This window comes from Paraburkholderia sacchari, assembly GCF_000785435.2.
In the GTDB taxonomy this organism is placed as follows: domain Bacteria; phylum Pseudomonadota; class Gammaproteobacteria; order Burkholderiales; family Burkholderiaceae; genus Paraburkholderia; species Paraburkholderia sacchari.
On sequence record NZ_JTDB02000009.1, the window covers coordinates 78,884 to 105,264 of the forward strand.

Below are 26,381 nucleotides of genomic sequence, written 5' to 3' on the forward strand. Positions count from 1 at the left end.
AACCTTGACGGAGCGACCGGACATGAACCCGATTCGCAACAACAAGGCGGCGACCGGAATGCGCCGCGACAAGAGACTGCAACCGCATACGGACGACAGCTACCGCGCACCCTTGCGCGTGATGAGCGGCACGGGCTGCCGCGAATGCGGCGCCGTCTACGAAAACGGCCGGTGGATATGGAGCGCCAGCGCGGAAGTGACCAAACAGTTGCTGTGCCCCGCCTGCCGCAGGATTTCCGAGCACGCGCCGGCCGGGGAGCTGTGGCTGCAGTCGTGCGACTACCTGATGCCGCGCCTCGATCAGGTCGTCTCGCTCCTGTCGCGTGAAGCGCAGAACGAAGAGGGCCTGCACGCGCTGGAGCGCATCATGGACATCGACGTCCAACCCGGCGGCGTGCGCGTCACGACGACCGGGCCGCACCTGTTGCGCAGGCTCGCGGAGGCCATGCTGCGGGCGCACCACGGCAAGCTCTCGATCGAGTATCGCGACGGCGAGCGCGTGTTGCACGCGAGATGGAGCCATGACCAGCAGGTGTGAGAATTGATCAGGATGCCAGACCATGAATGACGTATTCCAGAATCGCGTCGATGCGGGCAGGCAGCTTGCCTGGGCATTGGAGCGCTACGCGCAGCGCGACGACGTCGTCGTGCTCGCGCTGCCGCGCGGCGGCGTGCCGGTTGGCTATGAGGTGGCGGGGGCCTTGCGCTGCCCCCTCGACGTGCTGATCGTGCGCAAGCTGGGCGCGCCGCAGAATCCGGAGCTCGCCATGGGCGCGATCGCCAGCGGCGACGCGCTCTACGTGAACAACGCGGTGCTGCGCGCGCTCGGCGTGAGCGAGGCGCAGTTCGCGGAGACGTTCGAGCGCGAGCGCGTCGAGCTTCATCGCCGCGAGTCGGCTTACCGGGGGCAGCGGCCGCCGACGGTTGTGCAGGGCAAGACCGTTATCGTGGTGGACGACGGCATGGCCACAGGCGCGACCATGCATGCGGCCCTCAAGGCGCTGCGCGCCAGACGGCCGAGGGCGCTCGTGGTGGCGGTGCCGGTTTGCCCCGCTGGCGCCGAAAGGCGCTTCGCCGGGGTGGCGGACGACTTCGTTTGCGTGATGCAGCCGCACGGGTTCATGGGCATCGGGCAGTTTTATGCCGACTTCGCCCAGACCAGCGACGAGGAGGTTCGAGCCTGCCTCGACGCCGCGCAAGGCCGGCAACCGGACACGGCGCGCGGCGCTGCGGGCGGCGATGCCGGCGGCGCGCATTCTGTGCCGCCCAGCGGCGGCCCGGCTTGAGCGGCCAGTCAATCCAGCAAGGAGGGCATGGATCGTGCAGCCTTCGAAAACCCCTTTTCTGGCCGTTCGCGACCTCGCGCAACGCCTTGACGGAACACTTTCGGACTACGACGCACTGCTGGAGATGGCGCACGGCCGCGATCTGGTTCTGCTTGGCGAGGCGACTCACGGCACCGCCGAGTTCTACCGCATGCGCGCGGAAATCACGTTGCGCCTGATCCGCGAGTGCGGCTTCGACACCGTGGCGATCGAAGGCGACTGGCCCGACGCCTGGCGCATCAACCGCTTCGTGCAATGCGCGGGCGCCGACGACGCGACATCCGCGCTGGACGACTTCGAGCGATTCCCCGCGTGGATGTGGCGCAATCGCGAGATGCGCGAGTTCATCGCGGCGCTGCGCGAGCTGAACGCGGCGCGGCCACGGCGGCAGCGCGCGGGCGTTTATGGTCTCGATCTGTACAGCCTCTACCGCTCGGCGGACGCCGTGATCCGCTATCTCGAAGCCGTGGATCCGCACGAAGCCGCGCTGGCGCGCGAGCGCTACGCGGCGCTCGATCATGTGCGCGAGGCGCAGGCCTACGGTTACGCGGTCGCGCTCGGCGCGCGGCCCGCTGCGCGCGCGGGCGCGGTGAAGCAGCTTCTGCAACTGCGTGCCGGCGAATTCGAGTACCTCGCGCGCGACGGCACCGACGCGCTCGACGCGCAGTTCTTCGCGGAGCAGAACGCCCAGGTGGTGGTCAATGCCGAGGCGTACTACCGCGGCATGTTCAGCAGCCGGCTGAACACCTGGAACCTGCGCGACGCCCACATGGCCAATACGCTGTTCGCGCTGGCGAGCTATCGCGTGCGGCGCGGCGGCAGCGGCAAGGTCGTGGTCTGGGCCCACAACTCGCACCTTGGCGACGCTCGCGCGACCGAGTCGCGCCGGCGCGGCGAGTGGAACCTCGGCCAGATCGTGCGCGAGAGCGCGCAGCACCGCGCCTTGCTGGTGGGCTTCACGACCTGCACTGGCCATGTGTCTGCCGCCTCCGAGTGGGACGGCGAGGTCGAGCAAAAGTGGGTGCGTCCGGCGCTGCCCGAGAGCTGGGAGCACCTGTTCCACACGACGGGCTACGACCGGTTCTTTCTGCCGCTGCGCGAGGACGTGTCCCGCCCGCTCGACGAACCCATGCTCGAGCGCGCCATCGGCGTGCTGTACCTGCCGCGGACGGAGCGGCAGAGCCACTACTTCGAAGCCTCGCTCGCGTCGCAGTTCGATGCGCTGTTCCATCTCGATGAAACCAGCGCGCTCGAACCGCTCGAACCGGCGCCGGGCTGGCACCGGCGCGAGGGCAGCGCCGAGACGCCCATGGCGTAGCCCGCCACGCTTGCTTATTCGAACTCGGGCAGAGATTGCTCGTTGCCTCGCTGCGCGCTCTCTGGCGGCGCGAGGCCTTCGACGCTCTCCGAAATCCGCTGTGCGGTGCCCTCGTCCCCCTCGTCCCGTTCTTCCCGCTCGATGTCGCGCACCGCGGCAGGGGACGCCGCCGCACCGGACGCCGCGGCCTCGGTTGGCGCCGGCTCGCTCGCCCGGCTTGGCCTGCGATGCGGGACGCGCCGCTGTCCAGATGGTCTCTGTCCGAACCACGCCAGCTCGCCGCGCAAACCGGCGGCATAGGCGCGCCAGCCGCCCGGATTCTGATCGAACAGGTGCTCGCGCACCGATGCGGCGAACGCGTCGCGCTCGAGCGTCTCGTCGAGCAGCCGCGCGGGCCAGGTGCAGAACGCCTGCGCCGCCTGCGCGACGAAGTCGTCGACGGACATCGAAGGCAGGACGTGTTCGAGCAGCGGCTCGTCTTCAAGCAGCGGGTTCAGTGCGATGAACTCCCCGACGGTCGCGGCCGTGGTGCGCGATTCGAGAATCCGGGCCAGCAGTTGCAGCGTGCGCCCGAGTTGAAGCAGCAGGGCGCGTCGTTCGAAAGCGTCTTTCATGGCGAAATCCTGTTTATCGTCCAGTTCCAGTTATTGCGGCTTGAGGCTTGCGACTTCATTCGGTCTGTGCTTCAGGGGCCGCGCCGGCTTGCCGCGCAATCATGCAGTCGGTCGTGAGGAGCAACGAGGCAATCGACACCGCGTTTTGCAACGCCGTGCGGGTGACCTTCAGGGGATCGACGATGCCGGCCGCGATCATGTCTCCGAAGGCGCCGCTGGCGGCGTCGTAGCCCCACGCGTTCTCGGCGGCGCTCACGGCATGCACGACCACCTGTGCGTCGGCGCCGGCGTTCTCGGCGATCTGGCCCAGCGGCGCGGCCAGCGCGTCGTGAACGATCTTCGCGCCGGCCCGCGCGGTTTCGTCAGCGTCCAACGCTTCGAGCACCGCACGCGCGCGCAGCAGCGCGACGCCGCCGCCCGCCACGATGCCTTCCTCGACCGCCGCGCGCGTGGCGTGGAGCGCATCCTCGAAACGGTTCTTGCGTTCGTGCAGCGCCGTTTCGGTGGCGGCGCCCACGCGGATCACGGCCACGCCGCCCGCCAGCCGCGTGAGACGGCGCGCGAGCGCATCGCGCTCGGTGCCGGGGCCGAGCTTATCGAGGCGCGCGCGCAGCGCGCCGATGCGCTCTTCGATCCTGGGCCGCGCGCCGCGCGCTTCGACGATCGTTGTCGTGTCGCGGGTGATTTCCACGCGCCGCGCGGCGCCCAGGTCGTCGAGCTTCGCGTGCTCGAGCGTGCGGCCCATTTGCGGCGAGATCACGGTCGCGCCGGTGAGCGTCGCGAGGTCGTTCAGCGTTTCGGTGCGCCGCTCGCCGAACTCGGGCGAGCGCACCGCGCACGACTTGAGTGCGCCGCGCAGATGGTTGACCACCAGTGTCGCCAGCGCCTCGCCTTCGATCTCGTTCGCCACAACGAGGAGCGGCTTGCCCGTGGCGCTGAGCGCTTCGAGCAGCGGCAGCATCTGCGCGATCGAGCTGATGCTCGCGTCGCACAGCAGGATGCGGGGCTCCTCGAGCACGACTTCGCGCCCCTCCTCGCCGAGAAAGAGCGGCGAAGCGAAGCCGTGCTCGATCATCGAGCCTTCCACTGTTTCCAGTTCGTCTTCGAGCTTCGAGCCGTCTTCGATGCTGATCGCGCCGTCGCGGCCGACACGCTCGACGGCCTGCGCGACAATGCCGCCGATGCTCGCATCGCCGCTCGCCGAAATCGTCGCGATGTGGCGCACTTCGTCGGTGCCGGCGCAGGGGCGCGCGAGCTCGCGCAGCCTTGCGACCACCCGCTGCCCGGCGGCTTCGATCGCGCGGCGCAGCGCCATCGGATCGAAACCCGCGGCGACGTACTTGTTGCCCTCGACCATGATGGCCTGGGCGAGCGTGGTTGCCGTGGTGGTGCCGTCGCCCGCAAGCTCGCTCGTGCGCGTGGCCACCTCGCGCAAGAGGCGCACGCCCATCTCCTCGAACGCGTCGGGCACCGCCACCGAGCCCGCCACCACCACACCAGAATTGGCGATGAGCGGGGTATCGCCGCGGCGCTCGACGATCACGTTGCGCCCGCCCGGCCCGAGCGTCACCTTCACGGCTTCGGCGAGCGCGTTGACGCCGTCCAGAAGTCGCTGGCGGGCCGCCTGATGGAATACGAGAGTTTTGCCAGTCACGATGGACCTCGCTGCCGGGGAGCCCCGGAAAGATGCGGCGGCCGGCGCAATGCGCGCCTGGCCGCTCGTGCATCTCCTATTGCATAACGTCGCGACGTCTAGGGCTTGACCTGAATCAATCCGCGTCGGACCGGATGCTCTTGATCGAAGTCAATTGCGCCAGGCATCGGCGGGGCATGATCAAAACTGCTAGCGTCGGCGCGCAGTTGGCGCGCAGTTGGCGCGCAGTTGGCGCGTAGTTGCCACGCAGTTGCCACGCACCGCGCCGGTCCATTTCCGAACGCCGATGGAGGGAACATGAAAGCACTGGTCTACAACGGCCCGGGCCGCTTCGCGGTCGAAACGCGCCCGATGCCGGAATTGCGCGAGCCTGGCGACGCCATCGTCAAGATGTCAAAGACGACGATCTGCGGCACCGATCTGCACATCCTCAAGGGCGACGTGCCGAGCTGCACGCCGGGGCGCATTCTCGGCCACGAAGGCGTGGGCGTCGTGCACGCAGTGGGCAGCGGCGTGAGCACGCTCGAGCCTGGCGATCACGTGCTGGTGTCGTGCATTTCCAGCTGCGGGCAATGCGAATACTGCCGCCGCGGCATGTACTCGCACTGCAAGACGGGCGGCTGGATTCTTGGCAACCGCATCGACGGCACCCAGGCCGAATACGTGCGCACGCCGCACGCGCAGACGAGCCTCTACAAGATCCCCGCGGGCCTCGACGAAGCCGCGCTCGTGATGCTCTCGGACATCCTGCCCACCGGCTTCGAATGCGGCGTGCTCAACGGCAAGGTCGAGCCGGGCAGCACCATCGCCATTGTGGGCGCGGGGCCGATCGGGCTGGCGGCGCTGTTGACCGCGCAGTTCTACTCGCCCGCGCAGATCATCATGATCGACATGGACGCGAACCGTCTCGAATGCGCGAAGCGCTTCGGCGCCACGGCGTGCGTCGATCCGCGCGCGGCGGACGCGGTGGAAGCGGTCATGAAGCTCACGGACGGCGTGGGCGTGGATTGCGCCATCGAGGCGGTGGGCGTGCCCGCCACGTTCGAGCTTTGCGAGCAGCTCGTGGCGCCGGGCGGCACGATTGCGAATATCGGCGTGCATGGGGTGAGCGCGTCGATCTTTCTCGACAAGCTCTGGGATCGCAATGTCTCGATCACGACGCGTCTCGTCGACACGGTGAGCACGCCCATGCTGCTCAAGACCGTGTGCGCCGGGCGCATCGATCCGGCGCGGCTCATCACGCACCGGTTTGCATTCGACGATGTTCTCAAGGCGTACGAAACGTTCTCGCACGCGGCCAGCACGCAGGCGCTGAAGGTCATCATCGAAATGTGAGGCGTATCTAGCGCAGCGGCATGCCGTCTCGCGTGATCTGGACGGCGGTCGCCTCGACGTAGTCGACCTTCACGCTGTCGCCGGGCTTGAGCCCGTCGATCAGGCTCTCCGACGTTGCCTGCAACGTCATCGTGCGCGTCGGGCCGCGCACGGTGAGTTCGTGCCTGGCGGGGTCGACCTGCACGACGGTCGCCACTTCTTCGACCCGGTACAACGACAGGGACGAACCGAGCGGCGCGCCCGACGTGAAGCCTTTATCGACGCGTTTGCGTATCCCGCTCGAATCGGACTTGTCGGCGCGCAGCAGCAACGCTTTGCTGAACGTGACGGCAACGGTGTCGCCGAGTTGCAGTCTGGCGACGTTGCCGAGGCTGCGGTCGACTATCACGTCCACCGGTTCGCCGTTGTCTTCGAGCAGCGTGATGCTATTGCGTCCGATATCGATGGCAAACACCACCGCATTCGCATGCTTGACGCTGGCGCCCGAGACCACGGCGGCGGGCGCCGGCGGCGCGATCGTTTCGTCGGCGGCTGCCGTATGCATCGACGCCGCGCCGACGGCGAGCGCCGCTACGCCTGCAAGCATTCCACTTCGACAGATGCGTTGCATGGTGCTTTCTCCATAGTGTGAAAACCGTATGCGTGCCCTCGGGCGCGCGCGCCGTTGCTCGAGCGCAGCGCATGACCGCCACCCAAGGAAAACACCCGTCCCAACTTGCAGATTTGCTGGTTTCCATGTCCTCACGATTGATGTGCGTCAAGCGTTTCGCACGCACCCGCACCAAAAGAAAAAACCCCACGCTCCGAAGAGCGTGGGGTTGTGAGCAAGCTGAGTGGCGCCCTCATCTGAAAGCCGCCATGGCGTTGGCGGCATGATCCAGTGAAGCGCCAGATCCGCCACTACGCGCGCCATTTCAACCAGCGCATTCAACCCGCAGCATTCGACTGTTCGGGGGCGGTATGCGCCTGACTGTCCGGTCTTCGCTGAGGTAGGGGAAGAATGCGAGGCAGGATATTTTGGGCCTTGAAAACCCGATGTGCCAGGACCCCGGCCACGTGCAGGCCGATCAATGCAACCAGCCCGTAGGCCGTCAGCGAATGCAGTTGCCCGAGTAGGTGCGACAGCTCGCGGCTTCTCGGCATCAGCGCAGGCAACGAAAAGAGTCCGAAGCAACTGGCAGCGTGTCCCGCCGCATTGGTCTTCATCCAGCCGAGCAGCGGTATGGCAAGCATCAACGTATAGAACAAACGATGCACCGCGATTTCCACAAAGTAGGCTGGCGTGCCTGCCCTGTTTACCGTTTTCGGCAAGCGGCCCCGCAAACGTACTCGGTTCGCCAGGCGCATCAGGACGAGGCCCAGGATCGTAATGCCGATCGACTTGTGCAGGGTGACCAGGTCCTCCTGGTCGTCGAGCAGCCAGCCGATGACGAGATTTCCGATTAGCGCAACGGCGAGCAGCCAGTGCAGCAAGCTGACCGAGAGGGGATATCGCGAGAATTTTTCCATGGGCGGTGTTCGAACTTCGAGTGAACGTGCGAAACGGTTAGCCGAGCAGGTGGTGATAATGCTTGCGTGTATCGTTGATTTCGTGCAGCGCTTTCTTCGCGCTATTCATGTCGTTTACACGGATGGCCTGATCCACCTCGGCCAACTGTTGGCGTAACGCCTGCATGCCATCGTCGTACGTGCGCTGGTCGTCGCGATAAGTCTGACGGCTTGCTTGCTGCGCGTCGCGTTCGAGCCGGGCCACATAGCCGCTTAGTTCTGGCATCGTTGTGCTGGCCATCGCGCCCTGCATGGCCACCTTCATGTCTTTCATCAGTGCCTTGATCTCACCTGCCTGTGCGAACGACGGGGCGGCCAAAAGCGAAGCGCACAACAGCAAGCTGGCGCGAAGGGAGTGCGGAAACGCGGTCATGTTCGTTGTCGTACCTTGAGTGGCGATGCCGCAAGCGTAGGGGAGAGAAGGTTAACGCAGGCTTAAGGACGTGCCGGCGCGGCCCGATCAAGAGTCTGTGGTGTGGCCGCGCCCTGTGTCATGGGGTCGTTTCAGCGAGCGCCGCCACGCGAGCTTGCGTTGCTCGACCAGCGTTTTCCAGTCGATTTTCGTAAGCAAGTAGACGAAACCGAGCAACGCCAGCTGCGTGATCACGAACCAGACGCTGAAATAGCCGCCTTCGAGCTGAAATTCCGGATCGACATAGGTGGACGCCAGCTTTCCGAGGCGAGCCCACACCGTATAGCTGACCGTGCGGCCGATGAAGAATGCAACGCCGATATTCCTGAGCGGCAAACCCGAAAGTCCATATGCGATGAAAAGATAGTTCGAAGGGAACGGGCTCAAGGCATAGAGAAAAAAAGCGCTGGCCGTCATGGTGCTGTGCTTTTCGAGCCAGGCTTTGATCACGTCGATATTCTGCCGGTCCGCGTCTCGCATCAGTCTTCCGCGGACCAGGGTTCGCGCGAAGGTCGCCAATACGAGCCGCCCGATGGTCGCCGCGCTCGCGGCGACGAGGGCGAACAGCAAAGCACTGCCTTCGGGAACGTTGAAGCCGATCCACGACATGGCCATCCACGTGGGCGGTGCGAACACGGGAATCAGATTGATCAGCAGCACCACGGCGAACAGGATCGCCAGCGTCGCCATGAAGCATCTCCAGGCAGATTGGTTTTATTGCTTCATTTTTCCGTTACCAGACCATCGGCCCGCTTTCGCGCCAGTCCTCGCGCAACTTGTCCCGCTGCCCCGGAGTCAGCACGGCTTCGATGCGCTTACGCGCATCGACCGAAGTGGTGTACATCTGCTGGCGCAAGTCGCGCAACGACTTATAGCCCTTGTCGATCGCGTTCTGGTCCCGCGTGGGCGCGTTATACAAATCGCGGAGGCTGGCCTGCTGGTCGAGCATCTTGCCCATCAGCGCCCAATGCGCCTTGCGTGTTTGATCGACGATCGCGTTGATGCGGCTGCGTTGATCGCGGGTCAGGTCGAGACCTCCCATTACGCTGCCGTTACCCGGGCCGCAACCGTAGCCGCCCATCATGCCGCCGCCCATCATGCCGCGCCCGGGCGTGCCAAAGCCCATCATGCCGGGGCCCATGTAGTTGCCGTCGAAGTCGCCCATCATGCCAGGGCCGCTGGCATTGTTGGCGTTATTCGGGGCGTTGCGATCGTCGGCGAACGACATCATCGAAACGCCGAGACCGACCAGCAGCGCGATGCTGGCTTTACCTATTGTTCTGGATAACGAAAGTTTGTTCATGGCGGACCTCCGCGTCGTGACAGGAGAACAGGACGAGAACTTCGACGGTTACCGTGGGATGCAGCTTACGTCGCGAGGACCTGGCGCGATTGATCTGTATCAACTGCCATTTGCCGCCCACTCCTATTCTTGCTTCATCGATGCCGCGCGGCGAAACACGCCATGGCCGCGATCACGTCAATGGGTGTCCGTCATGTCCGCTCTATTCCGCCTCCCCGCCATCGTTTTCATTGCCGGACTTGCCGTCTTTGCCGGGGCGGGGGACGCGCAGACGACCCACATGCCCGTCGAGCGACACGGCATTCCCTACATCACGGGCGGCATCGGCCAAACCGAAGTCGAGGCGTTCAGGGCGCAGGCGAGCCAATACAACCTGCGCATGACCTTCGCGACGAAAACGGGTTCTTACCTGGCCGATGTCGACGTGAGTATCTGGAGAGAGCCGCATCAGCGCCTCCTGCGCGTGCGTACGCATGGGCCATTTCTGTTCGTTCGCGTGCCCGCGGGCCGCTACGAGATCGAAGTTCATCTTCGCTCGCAAAGCTTGACGCAGACGGTGCAGGTGCCGGCGCGCGGCGGCACGGAAACGGTTATCCGCCTGGAGGATCCTGACAAATGCGGTGTGATCATCCTGTGCCGGACGGCGCGGTAACCGGCTTGCAGGCCACGCGGGTCATAGGGCGAATTCGACGATGAACGCACGCATGCCGCTCAGAATATTCGTTGCCCTGGATACGTCAGACGTTTCGCGCGACTTGCTGAAGTTCGTTCGCGACGTGGCGCCAATCCATAGCGTAGTGCGCATCGTCAACGTGGCGCTGGGCGAGCCGTCGGCTTTGCTGCCCGGAGACGCGGCCATTCCGGTTCCGGAGCCGTCGCGCGACGATCGGGAGCAGCCCAGGCACGATGCAAAGGACGCGCTCTCGGACGCGGCGGATTTTTTTGTGAACGCCGGCATTCCAGCGGACACGCAGACGATCGAGATGTCCTGGCATGACGCCGATATCGGACACGCCATCGTTGCCGCGGCGGCTGCGTGGCGCGCGGAGCTTGTCGTCGTCGGGGCGCGGCAGCACCGGCAGTGGCTGCGCTGGCTTGAGGCAAGCGTCTCCGGCGCATTGACACGGCTGAGCCCTTGTCCGTTGATGATCGTCCCGCACGGCTGGCATGGCGGCGAAGGCGATTGGCCTGCACGGATGCTCTTCGCGGTCGACTCGGCGGAAGACGCACGGCATTGCGCAATGTATGGGTTACGCTTCGCAGCGCCGAACGCGCTTTCGCTGCGCGCGGTATGCGTTGCCGCGCCTGCTCCGGTATGGCCGGCAGAGCACCGCGAAGCGGACGTCGATCGCGGCGCGAAAGCGCTTGCCGCCGCGAGGCAAGTCCTCGAGCGAGCCTCGAGCAACGTGACGACGGCCACCATCGGCGCCGCGGAAACGAGCGAGGACATTGCACGCGTCCTGGTTCGCGAGGCGGCCGAATGGCATGCGGATCTGCTGGTCATGGGCATGCACGGCAGCCAGGGGCTGAAGCGCCTCGTGGTGGGCAGCGTCGCCAGCCAGGTCGCCCATCTTGCGCGGACGCCGCTGCTGCTGGTGGATGTCCCGTATGTTCCGGACGCTTGAAGCCAGCTTGAAGCCAGCTTGACGCCAGCTTAAAGCCAGCTCGAGGCCGCATGGCGGCGCGACCCGCCGCCCGGAACCCGGAGGGGCGGGCCGCGCCCATTCCCTCTTATTCCATTGCCGGCGGTACGAGAAACACGGGAACGGATGTGAGCCTCGTGGCCCGCTCCGCGACACTGCCAAGCAGCCAGCGCGTCAGGCCGCGCCGCCCGTGTGTGCCCAGCACGAGCAGTTGCGCATTCCAGCGCTTTGCTTCGCGATCGAGCGTGTGCGGTACGTCGTCAAATGAGTTCGCGGTTTTGACTATCGCGGTTTCGACGCTCCAGCCTTCTTGCCCGTACGCAGCTAGCTCGGCGCGCGCTTTCGCGACAGCCATGTCACCGACCTCGCTCAGCGTTTCCTCGAGCTTTCGTTCGAAAACCCCGGTGCCCGGCGCCAGCAGCCGGTCGACGACATAGATCGCGCACCAGTGCGCATAAGGCGTGGCGAGCGCCGTGGCCGTCCGCAAGGCGGCGAAGGATGCGTCGCTGCCATCGGTCGCGAACAGAATGCGCGAGGGAACCTCACCCTCGTGCGCCTCGTAGCCCGCGGGCACGAGCAACACCGGCCAGCGAAACAGACGTGCGAACGGCGCGGAAACCTCGCCTTCCACCCAGCGCATGAGGCCGCGATGGTGGCTCGTGCCGAGAACGACCATATCGGCCGGCCAGCGCGACGCCGCCTTGGCGATCGCGTCCACGACATCGCCGCCTTCCTTGCAAAGATCGATGACCTCCGCGTCGATGCGCGATCCGCAGCCGTGCAATGCATCGAGCGCCGCCTGGGCGGCTTGTTCGGCGTCGCGGTGAATTTCGTCCCTCGCGGCATCGAGCTGCTCGGCCGCCCAGGTCCCGAGCGGCACAAGCGATCGCGGGTTCTCCGCGACGCTCACGATGTGCACCGAGGTATCGGAGCCCAATTCGGAGCCCAATTCGGGGCCCAACGCAGGCCCCAGCGCAGGGCGCAATAGCTGGCCCAGGTATCGAAGCGCGGCCATCGACGCTGGCGACGCGTCGACGGCGACCAGAATGCGCGTAATAGGCGCGGGCGCGCCGGGGTCGATTGAAGGAGTCGTCATCGCTGTCTCGATCGGTAGTGAGGGCTGGCATGCCTACCGTGAACGCAAATCCGTCCGCGCGATTGATGAAGATCAATCGCGTGCGGTTCCGGGCGCGCATGATTCGGGTTCGACTGAACAGGACGCATAGCGGCCATGCGGGACGTCATCCATTCACTGAACTTCATCTGGCTTGCAGCGTGCGTGACCGGCTTGTTTGCCGGGCTTGCGCTGGATGGAGCCGGCTTTGCCGACGCCGCGCGCCTGTCGTGGATGGCCGGTGCCTTGCCGGTGCTGGCGTCGCTCGGCGTCTCGACGGCCAGGGCGTTGCGTCGCCGCGAGGGCGGTGTCGACATTCTTTCGGTGCTCGCCATCACCTTCGCGCTGCTTCTGGGCGAATGGCTGACCGCCGCGGTTATCGCCCTGATGCTCGCGAGCGGCCGGGCCCTGGAGACGTATGCGGACAATCGCGCGCGCGCCGAAATGACCGCGCTGCTGAGCCATGCGCCACGCAGCGCGACCCGGCTGGAAGCGGGACAGTGGAACAAGGTGCCGCTCGAGCAGATCGGAGCCGGCGACCGCTTGATGGTGCGTCACGCGGACATCGTGCCGGTCGACGGAGCGCTGGCTGGAAATGCCGAGCTGGACGAGTCGGCGCTGACCGGAGAGTCGCGTCTGTGCACGCGCGAATCCGGTGCGGCGGTGCGAAGCGGCGCGATCAATGCGGGCTCGACGTTCGAGATGATCGCGTCGGCCACAGCGGCGGACAGCACCTTTGCGGGCATCGTGCGCATGGTGGAAATGGCGCAGCGCGACCGCAGTCCGGCCGCGCGGCTCGCGGACCGCTACGCCTGGTGGTTTGTCGCCTGCACGCTCGTGATGGCGGGGGGAAGCTGGATCGGTACCGGCGAGATCGAGCGGGCACTCGCCGTGCTCGTCGTCGCCACGCCTTGCCCCCTGATCCTGGCCGTGCCGGTGGCCATTGTTTCGGGAATCTCGCGATGTGCGCGCCGCGGCGTGCTGATCAAGGGCGGAGCGGCGCTCGAACAGCTGGCAACGGCGCGCACGCTCTTCTTCGACAAGACCGGAACGCTGACCGGTGGCGCCGCGCGTGTCGTCGCTATCGAGACGGGGCCCGCCGGTACGCCCGAGCGCGTGCTGCGCGTGGCGGCTTCGCTCGCGCAGGCCTCGAACCACGCCATCTCCGACGCGCTCACGGCGCAGGCACGCACGCGCCAACTGCTGCTGAGCGCGCCGCTCGACGTGCGCGAGACGGCCGGAGCCGGGATGCGCGGCAACGTCGACGGGCACGCCGTGGCGATAGGCAGCTTCGATTTCGTGAGCGCGGCGTCGGCCGTTGCGCCGTGGGCCGACCGCTTTCTTCGCCGCATTGCCTATGAGGGCGCTTCGTCCGTCTTCGTCAGTGAGGACGGCGTCATGACCGGCGCAATCCAGATGGCCGACAGCATTCGCATGGAGACGCCGCGCGCATTGCGTTTGCTGCGGCGGGAAGGCATCGCGCGCATCGAGATGTTGACGGGCGACCACGCCGATGTCGCCCAAACCGTGGGCGCCGTCCTGCAAGTCGACGCGGTGCGCGCGGGCCAGACGCCCGCCGGCAAGCTCGCTGCGATTCAGGAGGCCAAACGGCACGGCCCGGTCATCATGGTCGGAGACGGCGTGAACGATGCGCCCGCACTGGCGGCAGCCGACGTGGGGGTTGCGATGGGCGCGCGCGGCGCCGCCGCATCGTCCGAAGCGGCCGATGTCGTCCTGCTCGTCGACCGGCTCGACAGGCTGGTCGACGCACGCCGCGTCGCTTGCCGGACACGGCGCATTGCGATCGAAAGCGTGTTTGTCGGCATGGGGCTTTCACTGGTCGCGATGACGTTTGCCGCGCTCGGCTTTCTGCCGCCCCTGGCTGGCGCGATCCTTCAGGAGGTGATCGATGTCGCGGCTATCGCGAATGCGCTGCGGGCGCTGGGAGGCGCGCCTCGACGCGCAGCCGGCGTGCTGGCGCCCGACGACGTCGCGCGCCTGAGCGGCGAGCATGCGCAACTCGAACCGGTGATGGAACAGATACGGCGGCTCGCCGACGAACTGCCGCAGTTGTCCTCCGCGGCAGTCAAGGACCGGCTCGCGCACCTCAATGACTCGCTGAGGCTGATACTCGTACCGCATGAGGTAAGCGACGACACCGATCTTTATCCCCGAATCGCCGGACTGCTGGAAGGCGAGGACCCGCTGTCAACCATGAGCGCGATGCATCGGGAAATATTTCGCCTCACACAGGCCCTGGACCGCATGGCAAAAGACCTGTCCGAAGATCGCGCGGGCGCTGACTGGCTGCGCGAAGCGCAGCGGCTGCTGTACGGGCTCGACGCGATCATCCGGTTGCACTGCGCACAAGAAGACGAGCTGTTTCATGCGCTTGCCAGGGACGTCTGACTGCCGTCAATGCGGCACGTTCACCACGCCGTCGCGCGCGCTGATCGCATTGCTGCCGGGATTCGCAACGATGGCTGGCAGGTTGGTCACGGCCAGCGCCGGCGCGGCGCCTGGGTTGCCGCCGCGCGGTATCGTGCGGACGACCTGCGAAGGCGGCAGCGGCGTGCCGTTCTTCAGGTGGTCCCACATCAGATTGAGCGCCTCGATGTTGTAGTAGTGCACCGGCACGAAACGGTTGTCGAAACCCGGCACGCCCAGGAACGCGTCGAAGTGCTGCCCGTTCATCACCTCGTAGAGCGACAACTGGCTGCGCGAGCCTTCGCGTACGCTGTTGGCCGCGAGATACGCGCGCGACGCATGATTGATCGGCACCAGCGCATCGCTGCGGCCCTGGACGATGATTGCGGGCTTGCCGTGCAAATTCGCATTCACGCTGATCGCCTGCACGCTCTGGCGCATGCGCGGGTCGCCGTTCGTCCACAACGCGCGCATGCAGACGGCGCCCGCGAAACTGGCATCGGGTGTCGCGAGCCGATGATCGGCGCCGCCCGCGGGCGTGACGTTGTAGACGAGATTCACGCCATTGGTGGGCGGCACGCCGTTGCCCAGCCCGAACACCGTCCGCATGGGCGAGACCGCGGGCGTCACGCCCGCTGCGCCCGTGGACGCGCTGGTCGTGCCGAAGCTGAAACCGCACAGGTTGTCGGCCACGCTCGAGCGCGTGTACGCGTTGGCGTACGTCACCGCCACGGCCGGCACGGCCTGCGAGTCCCACATGGGCGCTTGCAGCAGATCGGAATCGGCTTCATAACCGGCGTCGTGCAAACGCGCGAGCGCGTCGTTGGCCTGCGTTTGCGTGTCGCTGCCGTGCACGTAGCCCGCCGACGCCAGCGCGGCGCAGCGCGCCTGGCGGATGGCCGCGGTGGTGGCGGCGGGCAGCGCGGTGAGGTAGGGCGCGCCAGCGGCGCTCTGCGCGAGCGCGGCGCATGGCTGCAGCAGGTTGGCGAGCGTCATGTAGTCGGCGAGCGGCCTGCCCGCTGCCGCGATGCGCTGGCCGCCTTCGCTGACCTGGGCGTTGCCGGGCATGCGCACGTTGATCTGCGGTTCGCCGACCACCACCGCCGTGATCCACTTTCCGGGGTCCTGCTCGGCCGCCGCGAGCGACGCGCCGCCGCCGTTGCTCACCGAAGCCGCAATCGTAGTGATGTCGCCTGGCGCGTAGCGCACGCCGTGGTTCGATGCTGTATTCGATGTATCAGCGCTCGGCGCGAACTGCTGGTTCAGCACCCAATACGCAAACTGCACCGCCTCGAGCGTGTCCTTGCCCCAATCCTGTTCCGGATTCTGCTGCGAATGCGCGTGCTTGAACGCGTAACGATTCGGGTACTGCTGGTTGTACGCGGCCAGCCCAGCGGCGGGCACGTTCGCCGTGAAGAGACTGTTGCGCCCGGCAGTTGCGGCATCGGCGGTGAGGCCGTCGATCAGCGTGACCGTGCCGGTCATCAGTTCGTGCGCGCCGTTGCCCGAGCCCTTGTCGGTATAGGCCACCGCGCAGCCGCGCTTGAGGCCCCATTCGCCCGCTGCCGAGATCGCGCCGTACACGCCGCGCGAGCCCGACGAGGTTGCCGTCACGATGCAGGGGCTCGCCGGGTTGAAGCTCGCCGGCACCTGAACGAGGAGGCTGACGTTCTGCCGGCCCGAGCCCTCGTCGGCATACGCGAGATATTCGGTGCCGGCAATTTTCCCTTCGCCCAAGGTGTCGTCGCCGTACACATCCACGTTGGGTCCCCAGAAGCGGCCGTAGCCGCCGTTTGCGCTCATGTCCACGAGCGCGCGATAGTTCGACCAGATGGCAAGCCTGCGCAATTCCGCCGCCGTGGGAGCCGCCGGGTTCGCGATCGACGGCGCCGCGCCCGCCAGGCCGGTTTTGCCGAGACCGGCCGTGAGCAGGTCGTCGCTCACGCCGTCGTAACTCGTCGTTCTCAGGCTGCCCGCCACCACGAATGACGGCAGCCGGTTTGGCGCGGCGTGGCCGTTGTTGCCGCTGTTGAGATTGCCGGCTGGATTGTCCGCGCGAGCGATGGGCACGAGCGCCGCTCCGGATAGCGCCAGTGCCGCGCCGAGCAGCGCGAATTTATGTCGGACTGCAAACGGGGTATCTCTCATCGATGTCTCTCCATGATTGTTGTTCAGGCAACGTGTGCTTGACGTGACCGCGGCATCATCGGAGCTTAGGACAGGCGAGCTGCGGATTCCAGCAAAGATTTCACGCGGGCTTCACTGCGCGATCCATCCTCCGTCGACCTTGATCTCCGCTCCGCGTATTTCGTTCGCGGATTCGGAGCAGAGAAAGGCCGCCACGCCGCCAATCTGCTCGACGCTGGCAAAGCGCGCCGACGGCTGCTTTTCGCCGAGCAGTTTCAGCGTGGCGTCCTCGGTGGAAATCGCCTCGCGGCGGGCCAGATCGTCGATCTGCTTCTGGACCAGCGGCGTGAGCACCCAGCCCGGGCAGATCGCGTTCACCGTAATGCCGCTGCGCGCCGTCTCCAGCGCCGCAACCTTGGTGAGCCCGATCACGCCGTGCTTCGCGGCGACATACGCCGACTTGCCGACCGAGCCGACCAGCCCATGCACCGAGGCGATATTGATCACGCGGCCCCAGCCGGCTGCGCGCATGATGGGCAGCGCAGCGCGCGTCGCGTGAAACGTCGCGCTCAGATTGATCGCGATGATCTGATCCCAGCGTTCGGCCGGGAAGTTCTCGATCGTTTCGACATACTGAATGCCCGCGTTGTTGACGAGAATATCGAGCCCGCCGAACGTGCTCGCCGCGAAGGCCACGAGGGCCTCGATCTGGTCGGGGAGGCTCATGTCCGCGGCGTGATGCACGGCGCGCACGCCGGCCGCTTCGATCTGGGCGAGGGCGGGCGCGGGGTCGCCGAAACCGTTGAGGACGATGTTGGCGCCCGCGCCGGCCAGCGCCGTCGCGATGCCGAGCCCGATGCCGCTGGTCGATCCGGTGACGACGGCGGTTTTCCCGGCGAGAGTGAATGTGCTGGAAAGATGCATGAGCAAGCCTCGTGTGAATGCCGGTCAGACGATGCCGGTCAGGTAGAACACGGCAATGACGAAGAAGACCGCGAGCGTTTTAATGAGGGTGACCGCGAAAATGTCGCGATACGACTCGCGGTGCGTGAGGCCCGTGACCGCGAGCAGCGTGATGACCGCGCCGTTGTGCGGCAGCGTATCCATGCCGCCGCTGGCCATGGCCACCACGCGGTGGAGCACTTCCATCGGGATATGCATGGTCTGCGCCGTCTTGATGAAGGTGTCCGCCATCGCGGCGAGCGCGATGCTCATGCCGCCTGAGGCGGAGCCCGTGATGCCCGCGAGCGCCGAGACCGACACGGCCGCGTTCACGAGCGGATTCGGAATCGCCTTGAGCGCGTCGCCGATCACGATGAAGCCGGGTAGCGCCGAGATCACGCCGCCGAAGCCGTACTCGGATGCGGTATTGAGCGTGGCGAGCAGCGCGCCGGCCACCGCCGTCTTCGTGCCGGTGGCAAAGCGTTCCTTCACGCGGCCGAACGCAGTCGCGATGACGAGCAGAATGCCGAGCAACAGCGCGCCCTGAACGGCCCAGATCGCCACCACGCTTTTGACGGCCACGGTCAGCGGCGCATGAACGCCGGGCAGCACGTCGGGCGAGACGGTGAAGCTCGCGCCGTACCACTGCGGGATCCACTTCGTCAGCACGAAGTTGGCGACGCCAACCAGCACGAGCGGCGCAATGGCCAGCACCGGATGGGGCAGATTGCCCGTTTCCACGCGCTCCGGCTCGTTCACGAGCGACGCGCCGTAGCCTTCGCCCTTCGCCGCCGCGCTGCGGCGGCGCCATTCGAGGTAGGCGAGGCCCACCACGATGATGAACAGCGAGCCGATCACACCGAGCCAGGGCGCGGCCCACGCCGTGGTCTTGAAGAACGTGGTGGGGATGATGTTCTGGATCTGCGGCGTGCCGGGCAGCGAGTCCATCGTGAACGTGAATGCGCCGAGCGCGATGGCGCCTGGCATGAGGCGCTTGGGGATGTTGCTTTGGCGATAGAGTTCGGCGGCGAACGGGTACACCGCGAAAACCACCACGAACAGCGACACGCCGCCGTAGGTGAGCAGCGCGCACACGGCCACGATCACGGCGTTGGCGCGCGAGCGGCCGATATAGCGGATGGCGGCGTGCACGATCGCCTCGGAGAAGCCCGATAGCTCGATGACCTTGCCGAATACGGCTCCGAGCAGGAACACCGGGAAGTAGAGCTTCACGAAGCCGACCATCTTCTCCATGAAGATGCCCGAGAACACGGGCGCGACGGCGGGCGGATCGATCAGCAGGACGGCGCCCAGGGCGGCGATGGGGGCGAAGAGAATGACGCTGTAGCCGCGATAGGCGACCAGCATCAGGAACGCCAAAGCGGCGATCACAATCACGAAGGACATCTTGTCTCCAATGGGTTTATTCGTGCAGGCGCGTTTGCCTGTGTTTCGCGGCCTCGGAAAGGCGCGAGTGCGCGATAGAGCAGGATGCATGCCAACGGCTGGAAAGCCTTGCGGGGCGGGCGTTCGGGCGCGTGTGACGCGAGCGGGGCGGCCGAAATGGAAGCGCTGCCGCAGCGAGCCGTCCCAGAATTGAGACGGCGATGGCAGGGCGCCTTACCTTGAGCCGGGCGCTCGCCAGTAAAGGCCCGTCGTTCCGGGGAGAAAGGCGATTCTCATTTCTGGGATAATGCGTCCCGAAAGTGAGAATCCGCAGGGTCGCGAGTCAGCGACCGGCGCAAGAGAGAACCCATGGAAATACAGACGACCGCGCTGCTGGCCGACTACGACCGCGTGCGCAAACTGGCGATGCAATCGCTGTTTCAATCGCTCGAGAAATACAGCGAGGGCACGGTCATCGTCGACCGCAATGCGCGCGTGGTCTGGATCAACCGGCATTACGCGGCGCGCTTCGGCTTCGACGATCCCATGGCGGCAATTGGCCTCGACTGCGAGGCCGTCATTCCGAACAGCATGATGCGCGAGGTCGTGAACGGCGGCGAACCGATCTTGCTGGACATTCTGGAAACCGATCGCGAACCGATCGTCGTCACGCGCGTGCCGATCAAGGACGACGCCGGTACGACCATCGGCGCAGTCGGCTTCGCGCTGTTCGACGGGCTCAAGAGCTTGTCGCCGCTATTCAGCCAATATGCGCGGCTGCGCGCCGAACTCATCAGTACGCGCCAGTCGCTTGCGCAGGTGCGGCGCGCGAAGTACAGCTTTTCGAGCCTGATCGGCACCAGCGCCGCGATTATCGAAGTCAAGCGCCAGGCGCGCCGGGCCGCGCGTCTCGCGTCGCCGGTGTTGCTGCTTGGTGAGACGGGCACCGGCAAGGAACTGCTGGCGCACGCCATACACGGCGCTTCCGGGCGCGCGGACGGCCCGCTCGTGACCGTCAACGTGGCGGCGATTCCGGACACGCTGCTCGAAGTGGAGTTCTTCGGCGCGGAAGCGGGGGCGTACACGGGCGCGGACCGCAAGGGGCGCATCGGCAAGTTCGAGCTGGCCCAGGGCGGCACGCTCTTTCTCGACGAGATCGGCGACATGCCGCTCGCGCTGCAGGGCAAATTGCTGCGGGTGTTGCAGGAGCAGGAATTCGAGCCGCTCGGATCGAATCGCATCGTGCGCACCGACGTGCGCATCATCGCGGCGACTTCGGCGGATCTGCCCGCGCTGGTGGCGCAGGGCCGATTTCGCGCGGACCTCTACTATCGCATCAACGTGCTGACGATTCGCGTGCCGCCGCTGCGCGAACGCCTGGCCGACATCGAGGCGATGGCCTACGCGATCCTCGACAAGCTTTCCGTGGAAAGCGGCGCCGTGCACCTCGAACTCGACCGCGATGCGCTCGCGGTGCTGTGCGCGTATAGCTGGCCAGGCAACGTGCGCGAGCTGCGCAATACGCTCGAACGCGCGGTGCTGCTTTCGGAGAACGAACGAATCGACGCGCGTTCGCTGGCGCGCTTCATCGGTGAAGGGCGCGGCCAGATCGAGGCCGAAGACGACGCGCGCGGCCCAGTGGACACGGACAATCGCCGCGGCGAGCCGACGGCCGCCGCGCCCGATCGCGCCAGCGCCCAGCAGTACGACGAAGCGATGCAGGATTTCGAGCGCCGCTTCCTGGCCGATGCGCTGCGCGCGGCGGACGGCCACGTGGCGAACGCCGCCGCGCGGATCGGCATGGCGCGCGCGACGCTATACCGGCGCATCGTCGCGCTGGGTATCGAAGTCTGAACCGTGCCCGCGCGGCCGCGTGCGTGAAATCACGCCACCTTCTGCCCGATTTCGTGATTCGCGAGCAGCTCGAGCGCGCGCACCATCGCCGAGTGGTCCCACGCCTTGCCGCCGTGCGCGACGCAAGCGTTAAAGAGCGCCTGGCAGGTGGCGGTATTCGGCAGCGACACGCCGAGCGCCTGCGCCGTCGAGAGCGCGAGGTTCAAATCCTTCTGGTGCAGCTCGATGCGAAAGCCCGGATCGAAGGCGCGCTTTGTCATGCGCTCGCCATGAACTTCGAGAATGCGCGACGACGCGAAGCCGCCCATCAGCGCCTCGCGCACGCGCGCCGGATCGACGCCGGCCTTCGAAGCGAGCAGCAGCGCTTCGCCCACCGCCTCGATGGTTGCCGCGACGATCACCTGGTTCGCGACCTTGCACACCTGGCCCGCGCCCACCGCGCCGATCAGCGTGACGTTCTTGCCCATCATGTCGAACAGCGGCTTCACGGTGTCGAAGGTGGCCTGCTCGCCGCCCACCATGATGGTCAGCGAGCCGGCTTTCGCGCCCACCTCGCCGCCCGAGACCGGGGCGTCGAGATAGTCGGCGCCATGCTCGCGCACGCGCGCCGCGAAATCGCGCGTTGCCATCGGCGAAATCGAGCTCATGTCGACGACGATCTGGCCCGCGCGCAGCCCGCTCGCGAGCCCCTGTTCGCCGAACAGCACGCGCTCGACGTCGGGCGTGTCCGGCACCATCACGAAGATCACGTCCGCATGGGCGGCCACCGCGGCCGGGCTGTCGCACGCCACGGCGCCGGCCTGGGTCAGTTCATCGGGCACGCCGCTGCGCGTGAACGCGGCGAGCGCCACGCCGTTCTTCAGAAGGTTGGCGGCCATGGGCTTGCCCATGATGCCGAGTCCAATAAAGCCTGCTTTTTTCATCGAATGCTCCTAAGTGCGGGCGGCGCTCAAGCTTCGCCGGCCCGCTTCTGCATGAAGTGTTTCTGAACCGCAAGCGCTGCGCCCTTGAGCAGCCCGAGATCGGCGCACACCGCAACCACGCGCGCGCCCATCGACAGATAATGCTCCGCTTCCGCCTGCACGGTTGCAAGGGTGCCGCTCGCTTTGCCGGCTGCCTGCGCGCGCTCGAAGACGTGCGCAATGGCCTGCTGCACTTCGGGATGGTTCGCGTTGCCGAGCTGGCCGTACGAAGCCGCGAGATCCGATGGGCCGATAAAGACCGCATCGATGCCGTCCACCGCGAGAATGCCGTCGATGGCCTCGACCGCCTTGCGGCTTTCGATCTGCGCAATCACGCAGACATTGTCGTTTGCGAGTGCGAAGTAATCGGCAATCGTGCCGTAGCGGTTGCCGCGATGGCCGACCGACACGCCGCGGATGCCCTGCGGCGGATAGCGCGTGGAGGCGACGGCGCGGGCGGCGTCGTCGGCGCTGTCGACGAACGGCACGAGGAAGTTCGAAAAGCCGCTGTCGAGAAAGCGCTTGATGACGACGCTGTCGTTGGCCGGCGGCCGCACGACCGGCGCGCTGCCGCTGTCCTTGAGCGCCATCAGTTGGGGGATCAGCGTAAGCACGTCGTTGGGCGCGTGCTCGGCGTCCAGCAGGATCCAGTCGAAGCCGACTGTGCCCAGCAGTTCGGTAACGATGGGGCTGCCCAGCGACGCCCAACAGCCGATCTGGGTTGCTCCGCCGCGCACCGCCTGGCGGAAGCGGTTGGGCAGGGACTGGTAGGGCGTGTCGGTAGGCATCGGGTGTCTCCTCAATGGCGATGGATCTGAAAGTCGGCGGCGACGGCGGCAAACCCGCGAGCTATTTTGATGTTATAAGTCATCGTATGTCTAGTGACAGTTTAATACCCATGCCTGCGCCTGTAACGGGTGTGTAAACCCGGAAGTTCGATTCGACGGGTGTTCCCGGTTGCCGGCGGCCCTTTTCATGTTGTAGGATGACGTATATCTTTAGATGCCATTCGAGGAACCCCCCAAATGCCCATTACCGGTGAGATGCTGGTCGGCCGCAAAGCCGTGCGCGGCGAAGAACAAGCGCTGCGCGCCTTCAATCCCGCGACGGGTGCCGAGATTGCCGAGCCGGCATTCGGCAGCGGCACCGTCGCCAATGTCGATGAGGCGTGCGAACTGGCGCGCGCTGCCTTCGATGCATATCGGCAACAGCCGCTCGCGGTGCGCGCGGAATTCCTCGAACGCATCGCCGACGGCATCACCGCGCTAGGCGACGAACTGATCGAGCGCGCCCACGCCGAATCGGGCCTGCCGAAGGCGCGCCTCGAAGGCGAGCACGGCCGCACCACCGGCCAGCTCGAGCTGTTCGCGCAGACCGTGCGCGCGGGGCAGTGGCTCGGCGCCACGCTCGACTCGCCGCTGCCCGAGCGCAAGCCGCTGCCGCGCCCGGACCTGCGCATGCAGAAGATCGCGCTCGGTCCGGTCGCCGTGTTCGGCGCGAGCAATTTCCCGCTCGCGTTCTCGGTGGCGGGCGGCGATACCGCCGCGGCGCTTGCGGCGGGCTGCCCGGTCGTCGTGAAGGCGCATCGCGCGCACCTTGGCACTTCGGAACTGGTCGGCCGCGTGATCCAGCGCGTCGCGCGGGAAATGGATCTGCCCGAAGGCGTGTTCTCGATGATCGTCGGCGCGGGCAACTCGGTGGGCGAGGCGCTGGTCGCGCACCCGGCCATCAAGGCAGTCGGCTTCACCGGCTCGCGCGCGGGCGGCACCTCGCTCATGCGTGTGGCGGCGGCGCGTCCCGAGCCGATTCCGGTCTACGCCGAAATGAGCAGCATCAACCCGGTGTTCCTGATGCCGAACGCGCTCGCGGCGCGCGGCGAGAGCATCGCGCGCGGTTTCGTCGACTCGCTCGTGCTTGGCGCGGGGCAGTTCTGCACCAACCCGGGGCTGGCTATTGCGATCGAAAGCGAGGCGCTGGAGCGCTTTATTGCTTCGGCATCCGAAGCGATGATCGCGAAGCCGGCGCAAACCATGCTGACTTCGGGCATTCATGCAGCGTACGAGGAAGGGGAGAGCAAGCTTGCCGCGACGCAGGGTGTCGAGATGGTGGCGCATGGCGTGGCCGCAACCGGTCCCACTCAGGCGCGCGCGGCGCTGTTCGTGACCGATGCGCAGACGTTTCTCTCGACTCCGGCGCTGGAAGACGAAGTGTTCGGCCCGGTGTCGACGCTCATTCGCTGCAAGGATGAGCAGGAGTTGCTGAAGGTGGCCGAGCACTTTGCCGGGCAGTTGACCGCGACGCTGCAGATGGACAGCGCCGATGTGGCTGCTGCGAAGAAGCTGGTGACGATACTCGAGCGCAAGGCAGGGCGGATTCTGGTCAACGGCTTTCCGACTGGCGTGGAGGTGTGTCACGCGATGGTTCACGGCGGGCCGTTCCCGGCGACCTCGGATGCGCGCGCGACTTCGGTGGGTACGACGTCGATCGATCGTTTCTTGCGCCCCGTGTGCTATCAGGATTTCCCGGCTGAGATGCTGCCGCAGGCGCTGGCTGATGATAATCCGCTAGATCTGTGGCGTCGTCGTGACGGGGAGATCGTGCGAGGGTAAGTCGAGGGTGGGGCAGCGAAAAAGCGGATTTTCTCGGATAGTTGTACTTATCAAACGCTTTTCGCTACGCCCATCGAGTCGACCTGAGGACATGCCTTTGCTCCGGTCCACAGGGCGAAGACCCACCATGGCCTTTGGACTTCGCCCGGTAATTCATTCAGTGCCCGATTGTTTCAATCTTTCCGTGCGCCGCAGTCGCTCGCGGCGCAGCCAACTGCTTGATCGCCAGCGCGATGCAGGCGATTACGCCAGCAACGGCGACGGTAGAGAAGACGTCAGCGAACCCGAAGTGGCGACGCGTCAATTCGGCGACAAGGAATGAACCCGCAATGCCACCAAAACGGCCGATGCCCAGCATCCAGGCGACGCCGGTACCGCGCCCCGCAGTGGGATACAACGCGGCCGCCAGTGCGGGCAACGACGATTGCGCGGTGTTCATCAGGATGCCAGCGAGGAAAACCGCCAAAACGAGCGCGCCGACGTTGCCTGCGAGCTGCCCGATTGCATAGACGCTCACAGCCGTTAGCGCATAACAGACAGCGACCACGCGGTTTGCGTCAAGACGATCCATCAGTGCACCGCACAACACCGCGCCCACGCCACCGAGCGGAAAGAGCGCGGCGATCAGCGTCGCGCTCTTCGGGGCGAGCCCTGCGTCTTTCAGGAGCAGCGGCATCCAGTTGATCGATGCGTAGAAGATGACAAGCCCCATGAAGTAGGCCACCCAGAGCATCACCGAGCCGACGATATACGACTTTGACAATACGACACCGAGGCCCCTGCGGCCGGTGTCGGGCGCGCTCTCGCTCAGGACAAAGCGTTCAGCCTCCAGGGCCACCCGCGAGATGCGGGCGAGCGTTTGCTGGACACGCGCATGAGGTTTGACGTTCGCCACCATGAATCGAACCGACTCCGGCATTTTTGCGGCGAGGAGTGCGGCAAGCAGCAGCGGGGCGACACCGCCAAGAATCAGCACGCTACGCCATCCAAAGTGGGGAATCATCCATGCCGCGAGAAAACCGCCGCATGCCGCGCCAAGCGGAAAGCCACAGAACATCAGGTTGATGACAGTTGAACGACGGCGATCCGGGCAGAATTCGCTCATGAGCGTGACAGCATTCGGCATGGCTGCGCCAAGCCCGAGCCCGGTCACAAAGCGCAGCACGGTGAGCGTTTCGAGTGTGGTCGCAAAGGCTGAGCCGAGGCAGGCAACGCCGAACAGGATCACGGCGCCGAGCAGCAGCCCACGGCGGCCAAGGCGGTCCGAAAGCGGGCCCGCGGCGAGGGACCCGAACGCAAGACCAAAAAGTGCGGCGCTGAGAACCGGAGCGAGCTCAGGCTTGCCCAGGTGCCACTCGGCCAGCAGAGAAGGCGCAATGAAGCCGATGGAGGCCGTATCGAAGCCGTCCAGCAAGACGATCACGAAACACATTGAAAACACGAGCCACCGAAACTTCCCGAATGGCTGCTCGTTAATGAACGTCTGCACGTTGACGACCGAATTTCGACTCATTGCCTTTTCCCAGTGCGATTTTGACCAGTACCTTGCGTTTCAACGACGTGCTGGCGCCTGGCAGGTCTCATAAAATCCTCCCAGCCCAGATGTTCGTATGTTGAACCATCGTTCTTTTAATGAACGAATTTTGCAAAGCGGCAGGATGGTGGTCAAATGAGTGAAAACACCGACGACCCCTTCGCGATGACATGTGTGAGGGGGAACTCATGGCGGCAAGGGGCTCCGGGCGATGTTCATGGCGGAGGAAGCCTACTATCGCTGTGCTGGATAATGAGTATCCCAAATATCGCCT

General features: G+C 66.0%; 24 protein-coding genes. 10 read left to right on the top strand and 14 right to left on the bottom strand.

The window, feature by feature from the left end:
* Positions 1-22 precede the first annotated feature (22 nt).
* Genes NH14_RS26315 through NH14_RS26325 form a run of 3 tightly spaced genes read left to right on the top strand, consistent with a single transcriptional unit; the run spans position 23 to position 2,643 of the window.
* Positions 23-538, top strand: coding sequence for a BCAM0308 family protein (locus NH14_RS26315; RefSeq protein WP_052148239.1), 516 nt, complete (start codon positions 23-25; stop codon positions 536-538).
* Positions 539-560: 22 nt separating this feature from the next.
* Positions 561-1,286 (top strand): phosphoribosyltransferase, encoded by a 726-nt coding sequence (locus tag NH14_RS26320; protein WP_052148238.1) that lies wholly within the window; start codon positions 561-563, stop codon positions 1,284-1,286.
* A 34-nt stretch (positions 1,287-1,320) separates the two neighbouring features.
* Positions 1,321-2,643, top strand: a complete 1,323-nt coding sequence (locus NH14_RS26325) for an erythromycin esterase family protein (protein WP_035529819.1) — start codon at positions 1,321-1,323, stop codon at positions 2,641-2,643.
* A gap of 14 nt (positions 2,644-2,657) precedes the next feature.
* On the opposite strand, the gene NH14_RS26330 is transcribed toward NH14_RS26325, so the two are convergent.
* A complete protein-coding gene (locus NH14_RS26330) occupies positions 2,658-3,257 on the bottom strand; it encodes a hypothetical protein (protein ID WP_052148237.1) in 600 nt (199 codons plus the stop codon).
* Between the two features lie 55 nt (positions 3,258-3,312).
* Positions 3,313-4,911 carry a chaperonin GroEL gene (gene groL, locus NH14_RS26335; RefSeq protein WP_035529817.1) on the bottom strand — a complete coding sequence of 533 codons (1,599 nt, stop codon included), beginning with the start codon at positions 4,909-4,911 and terminating at the stop codon, positions 3,313-3,315.
* 297 nt (positions 4,912-5,208) lie between these two features.
* On the opposite strand from groL, the gene NH14_RS26340 reads away from it, so the two are divergent.
* Positions 5,209-6,246 (top strand): zinc-dependent alcohol dehydrogenase family protein, encoded by a 1,038-nt coding sequence (locus NH14_RS26340; protein ID WP_035529814.1) that lies wholly within the window; start codon positions 5,209-5,211, stop codon positions 6,244-6,246.
* 7 nt (positions 6,247-6,253) lie between these two features.
* Here NH14_RS26340 and NH14_RS26345 read toward each other — a convergent pair whose 3' ends face one another.
* Entirely contained in the window at positions 6,254-6,856 is a 603-nt protein-coding gene (locus NH14_RS26345) for a hypothetical protein (protein ID WP_035529811.1), read from the bottom strand.
* A gap of 71 nt (positions 6,857-6,927) precedes the next feature.
* Between NH14_RS26345 and NH14_RS26350 the strand changes: the two genes are divergently transcribed.
* Complete coding sequence (locus tag NH14_RS26350) at positions 6,928-7,122, top strand: hypothetical protein (protein WP_152617202.1); 195 nt, start codon at positions 6,928-6,930, stop codon at positions 7,120-7,122.
* A gap of 51 nt (positions 7,123-7,173) precedes the next feature.
* Here the strand turns inward: NH14_RS26350 and NH14_RS26355 are convergent, their stop codons facing one another.
* The 4 genes from NH14_RS26355 to NH14_RS26370 form a co-directional block, all read right to left on the bottom strand.
* A complete protein-coding gene (locus NH14_RS26355; RefSeq protein WP_035529810.1) occupies positions 7,174-7,755 on the bottom strand; it encodes a cytochrome b in 582 nt (193 codons plus the stop codon).
* 37 nt (positions 7,756-7,792) lie between these two features.
* The gene (locus tag NH14_RS26360; protein WP_052148236.1) at positions 7,793-8,167 is read right to left on the bottom strand and encodes a cytochrome b562; all 375 of its coding nucleotides are present in this window, start codon (positions 8,165-8,167) and stop codon (positions 7,793-7,795) included.
* A gap of 87 nt (positions 8,168-8,254) precedes the next feature.
* A complete protein-coding gene (locus NH14_RS26365; RefSeq protein ID WP_035529809.1) occupies positions 8,255-8,896 on the bottom strand; it encodes a TVP38/TMEM64 family protein in 642 nt (213 codons plus the stop codon).
* A gap of 43 nt (positions 8,897-8,939) precedes the next feature.
* Positions 8,940-9,509, bottom strand: a complete 570-nt coding sequence (locus tag NH14_RS26370) for a Spy/CpxP family protein refolding chaperone (RefSeq protein ID WP_237179769.1) — start codon at positions 9,507-9,509, stop codon at positions 8,940-8,942.
* On the opposite strand from NH14_RS26370, the gene NH14_RS26375 reads away from it, so the two are divergent.
* Complete coding sequence (locus NH14_RS26375; protein ID WP_152617201.1) at positions 9,508-10,161, top strand: hypothetical protein; 654 nt, start codon at positions 9,508-9,510, stop codon at positions 10,159-10,161. The genes NH14_RS26370 and NH14_RS26375 overlap by 2 nt on opposite strands.
* 52 nt (positions 10,162-10,213) lie before the next feature.
* Positions 10,214-11,134, top strand: a complete 921-nt coding sequence (locus NH14_RS26380) for a universal stress protein (RefSeq protein ID WP_161790861.1) — start codon at positions 10,214-10,216, stop codon at positions 11,132-11,134.
* Between the two features lie 106 nt (positions 11,135-11,240).
* On the opposite strand, the gene NH14_RS26385 is transcribed toward NH14_RS26380, so the two are convergent.
* The gene (locus tag NH14_RS26385) at positions 11,241-12,248 is read right to left on the bottom strand and encodes a universal stress protein (RefSeq protein WP_035529806.1); all 1,008 of its coding nucleotides are present in this window, start codon (positions 12,246-12,248) and stop codon (positions 11,241-11,243) included.
* Positions 12,249-12,383: 135 nt separating this feature from the next.
* On the opposite strand from NH14_RS26385, the gene NH14_RS26390 reads away from it, so the two are divergent.
* Positions 12,384-14,675 carry a heavy metal translocating P-type ATPase gene (locus NH14_RS26390; RefSeq protein WP_035529804.1) on the top strand — a complete coding sequence of 764 codons (2,292 nt, stop codon included), beginning with the start codon at positions 12,384-12,386 and terminating at the stop codon, positions 14,673-14,675.
* A 6-nt stretch (positions 14,676-14,681) separates the two neighbouring features.
* On the opposite strand, the gene NH14_RS26395 is transcribed toward NH14_RS26390, so the two are convergent.
* The 3 genes from NH14_RS26395 to NH14_RS26405 form a co-directional block, all read right to left on the bottom strand.
* Positions 14,682-16,841, bottom strand: a complete 2,160-nt coding sequence (locus NH14_RS26395) for a D-(-)-3-hydroxybutyrate oligomer hydrolase (RefSeq protein ID WP_052148235.1) — start codon at positions 16,839-16,841, stop codon at positions 14,682-14,684.
* A gap of 111 nt (positions 16,842-16,952) precedes the next feature.
* Positions 16,953-17,744, bottom strand: coding sequence for a 3-hydroxybutyrate dehydrogenase (locus NH14_RS26400; protein WP_035529802.1), 792 nt, complete (start codon positions 17,742-17,744; stop codon positions 16,953-16,955).
* A gap of 24 nt (positions 17,745-17,768) precedes the next feature.
* Positions 17,769-19,169, bottom strand: coding sequence for a GntP family permease (locus tag NH14_RS26405; RefSeq protein ID WP_035529800.1), 1,401 nt, complete (start codon positions 19,167-19,169; stop codon positions 17,769-17,771).
* A 348-nt stretch (positions 19,170-19,517) separates the two neighbouring features.
* Here NH14_RS26405 and NH14_RS26410 point away from each other — a divergent pair, with 348 nt between their 5' ends.
* Positions 19,518-21,002, top strand: coding sequence for a sigma-54 interaction domain-containing protein (locus NH14_RS26410; RefSeq protein ID WP_035529798.1), 1,485 nt, complete (start codon positions 19,518-19,520; stop codon positions 21,000-21,002).
* Positions 21,003-21,031: 29 nt separating this feature from the next.
* On the opposite strand, the gene NH14_RS26415 is transcribed toward NH14_RS26410, so the two are convergent.
* A complete protein-coding gene (locus NH14_RS26415) occupies positions 21,032-21,925 on the bottom strand; it encodes a 2-hydroxy-3-oxopropionate reductase (protein WP_035529796.1) in 894 nt (297 codons plus the stop codon).
* Positions 21,926-21,951: 26 nt separating this feature from the next.
* Entirely contained in the window at positions 21,952-22,752 is an 801-nt protein-coding gene (garL, locus tag NH14_RS26420; protein WP_035529794.1) for a 2-dehydro-3-deoxyglucarate aldolase, read from the bottom strand.
* 237 nt (positions 22,753-22,989) lie between these two features.
* Here garL and NH14_RS26425 point away from each other — a divergent pair, with 237 nt between their 5' ends.
* Positions 22,990-24,573, top strand: a complete 1,584-nt coding sequence (locus tag NH14_RS26425; RefSeq protein ID WP_035529792.1) for an aldehyde dehydrogenase (NADP(+)) — start codon at positions 22,990-22,992, stop codon at positions 24,571-24,573.
* 157 nt (positions 24,574-24,730) lie between these two features.
* Here the strand turns inward: NH14_RS26425 and NH14_RS26430 are convergent, their stop codons facing one another.
* Positions 24,731-26,086 carry an MFS transporter gene (locus tag NH14_RS26430; protein WP_035529790.1) on the bottom strand — a complete coding sequence of 452 codons (1,356 nt, stop codon included), beginning with the start codon at positions 26,084-26,086 and terminating at the stop codon, positions 24,731-24,733.
* Positions 26,087-26,381: the final 295 nt, after the last annotated feature.

What these genes read in the sequence shown, in the direction of transcription:
- NH14_RS26315 (WP_052148239.1), top strand. Translation starts at nt 23, where the DNA reads ATGAACCCGATTCGCAACAACAAGGCGGCGACCGGAATGCGCCGCGAC.
- NH14_RS26320 (WP_052148238.1), top strand. Translation starts at nt 561, where the DNA reads ATGAATGACGTATTCCAGAATCGCGTCGATGCGGGCAGGCAGCTTGCC.
- NH14_RS26330 (WP_052148237.1), bottom strand. Translation starts at nt 3,257, where the DNA reads ATGAAAGACGCTTTCGAACGACGCGCCCTGCTGCTTCAACTCGGGCGC.
- NH14_RS26340 (WP_035529814.1), top strand. Translation starts at nt 5,209, where the DNA reads ATGAAAGCACTGGTCTACAACGGCCCGGGCCGCTTCGCGGTCGAAACG.
- NH14_RS26345 (WP_035529811.1), bottom strand. Translation starts at nt 6,856, where the DNA reads ATGCAACGCATCTGTCGAAGTGGAATGCTTGCAGGCGTAGCGGCGCTC.
- NH14_RS26350 (WP_152617202.1), top strand. Translation starts at nt 6,928, where the DNA reads ATGACCGCCACCCAAGGAAAACACCCGTCCCAACTTGCAGATTTGCTG.
- NH14_RS26355 (WP_035529810.1), bottom strand. Translation starts at nt 7,755, where the DNA reads ATGGAAAAATTCTCGCGATATCCCCTCTCGGTCAGCTTGCTGCACTGG.
- NH14_RS26360 (WP_052148236.1), bottom strand. Translation starts at nt 8,167, where the DNA reads ATGACCGCGTTTCCGCACTCCCTTCGCGCCAGCTTGCTGTTGTGCGCT.
- NH14_RS26365 (WP_035529809.1), bottom strand. Translation starts at nt 8,896, where the DNA reads ATGGCGACGCTGGCGATCCTGTTCGCCGTGGTGCTGCTGATCAATCTG.
- NH14_RS26375 (WP_152617201.1), top strand. Translation starts at nt 9,508, where the DNA reads ATGGCGGACCTCCGCGTCGTGACAGGAGAACAGGACGAGAACTTCGAC.
- NH14_RS26370 (WP_237179769.1), bottom strand. Translation starts at nt 9,509, where the DNA reads ATGAACAAACTTTCGTTATCCAGAACAATAGGTAAAGCCAGCATCGCG.
- NH14_RS26380 (WP_161790861.1), top strand. Translation starts at nt 10,214, where the DNA reads ATGCCGCTCAGAATATTCGTTGCCCTGGATACGTCAGACGTTTCGCGC.
- NH14_RS26385 (WP_035529806.1), bottom strand. Translation starts at nt 12,248, where the DNA reads ATGACGACTCCTTCAATCGACCCCGGCGCGCCCGCGCCTATTACGCGC.
- NH14_RS26390 (WP_035529804.1), top strand. Translation starts at nt 12,384, where the DNA reads ATGCGGGACGTCATCCATTCACTGAACTTCATCTGGCTTGCAGCGTGC.
- NH14_RS26395 (WP_052148235.1), bottom strand. Translation starts at nt 16,841, where the DNA reads ATGAGAGATACCCCGTTTGCAGTCCGACATAAATTCGCGCTGCTCGGC.
- NH14_RS26400 (WP_035529802.1), bottom strand. Translation starts at nt 17,744, where the DNA reads ATGCATCTTTCCAGCACATTCACTCTCGCCGGGAAAACCGCCGTCGTC.
- NH14_RS26405 (WP_035529800.1), bottom strand. Translation starts at nt 19,169, where the DNA reads ATGTCCTTCGTGATTGTGATCGCCGCTTTGGCGTTCCTGATGCTGGTC.
- NH14_RS26410 (WP_035529798.1), top strand. Translation starts at nt 19,518, where the DNA reads ATGGAAATACAGACGACCGCGCTGCTGGCCGACTACGACCGCGTGCGC.
- NH14_RS26415 (WP_035529796.1), bottom strand. Translation starts at nt 21,925, where the DNA reads ATGAAAAAAGCAGGCTTTATTGGACTCGGCATCATGGGCAAGCCCATG.
- garL (WP_035529794.1), bottom strand. Translation starts at nt 22,752, where the DNA reads ATGCCTACCGACACGCCCTACCAGTCCCTGCCCAACCGCTTCCGCCAG.
- NH14_RS26425 (WP_035529792.1), top strand. Translation starts at nt 22,990, where the DNA reads ATGCCCATTACCGGTGAGATGCTGGTCGGCCGCAAAGCCGTGCGCGGC.
- NH14_RS26430 (WP_035529790.1), bottom strand. Translation starts at nt 26,086, where the DNA reads ATGAGTCGAAATTCGGTCGTCAACGTGCAGACGTTCATTAACGAGCAG.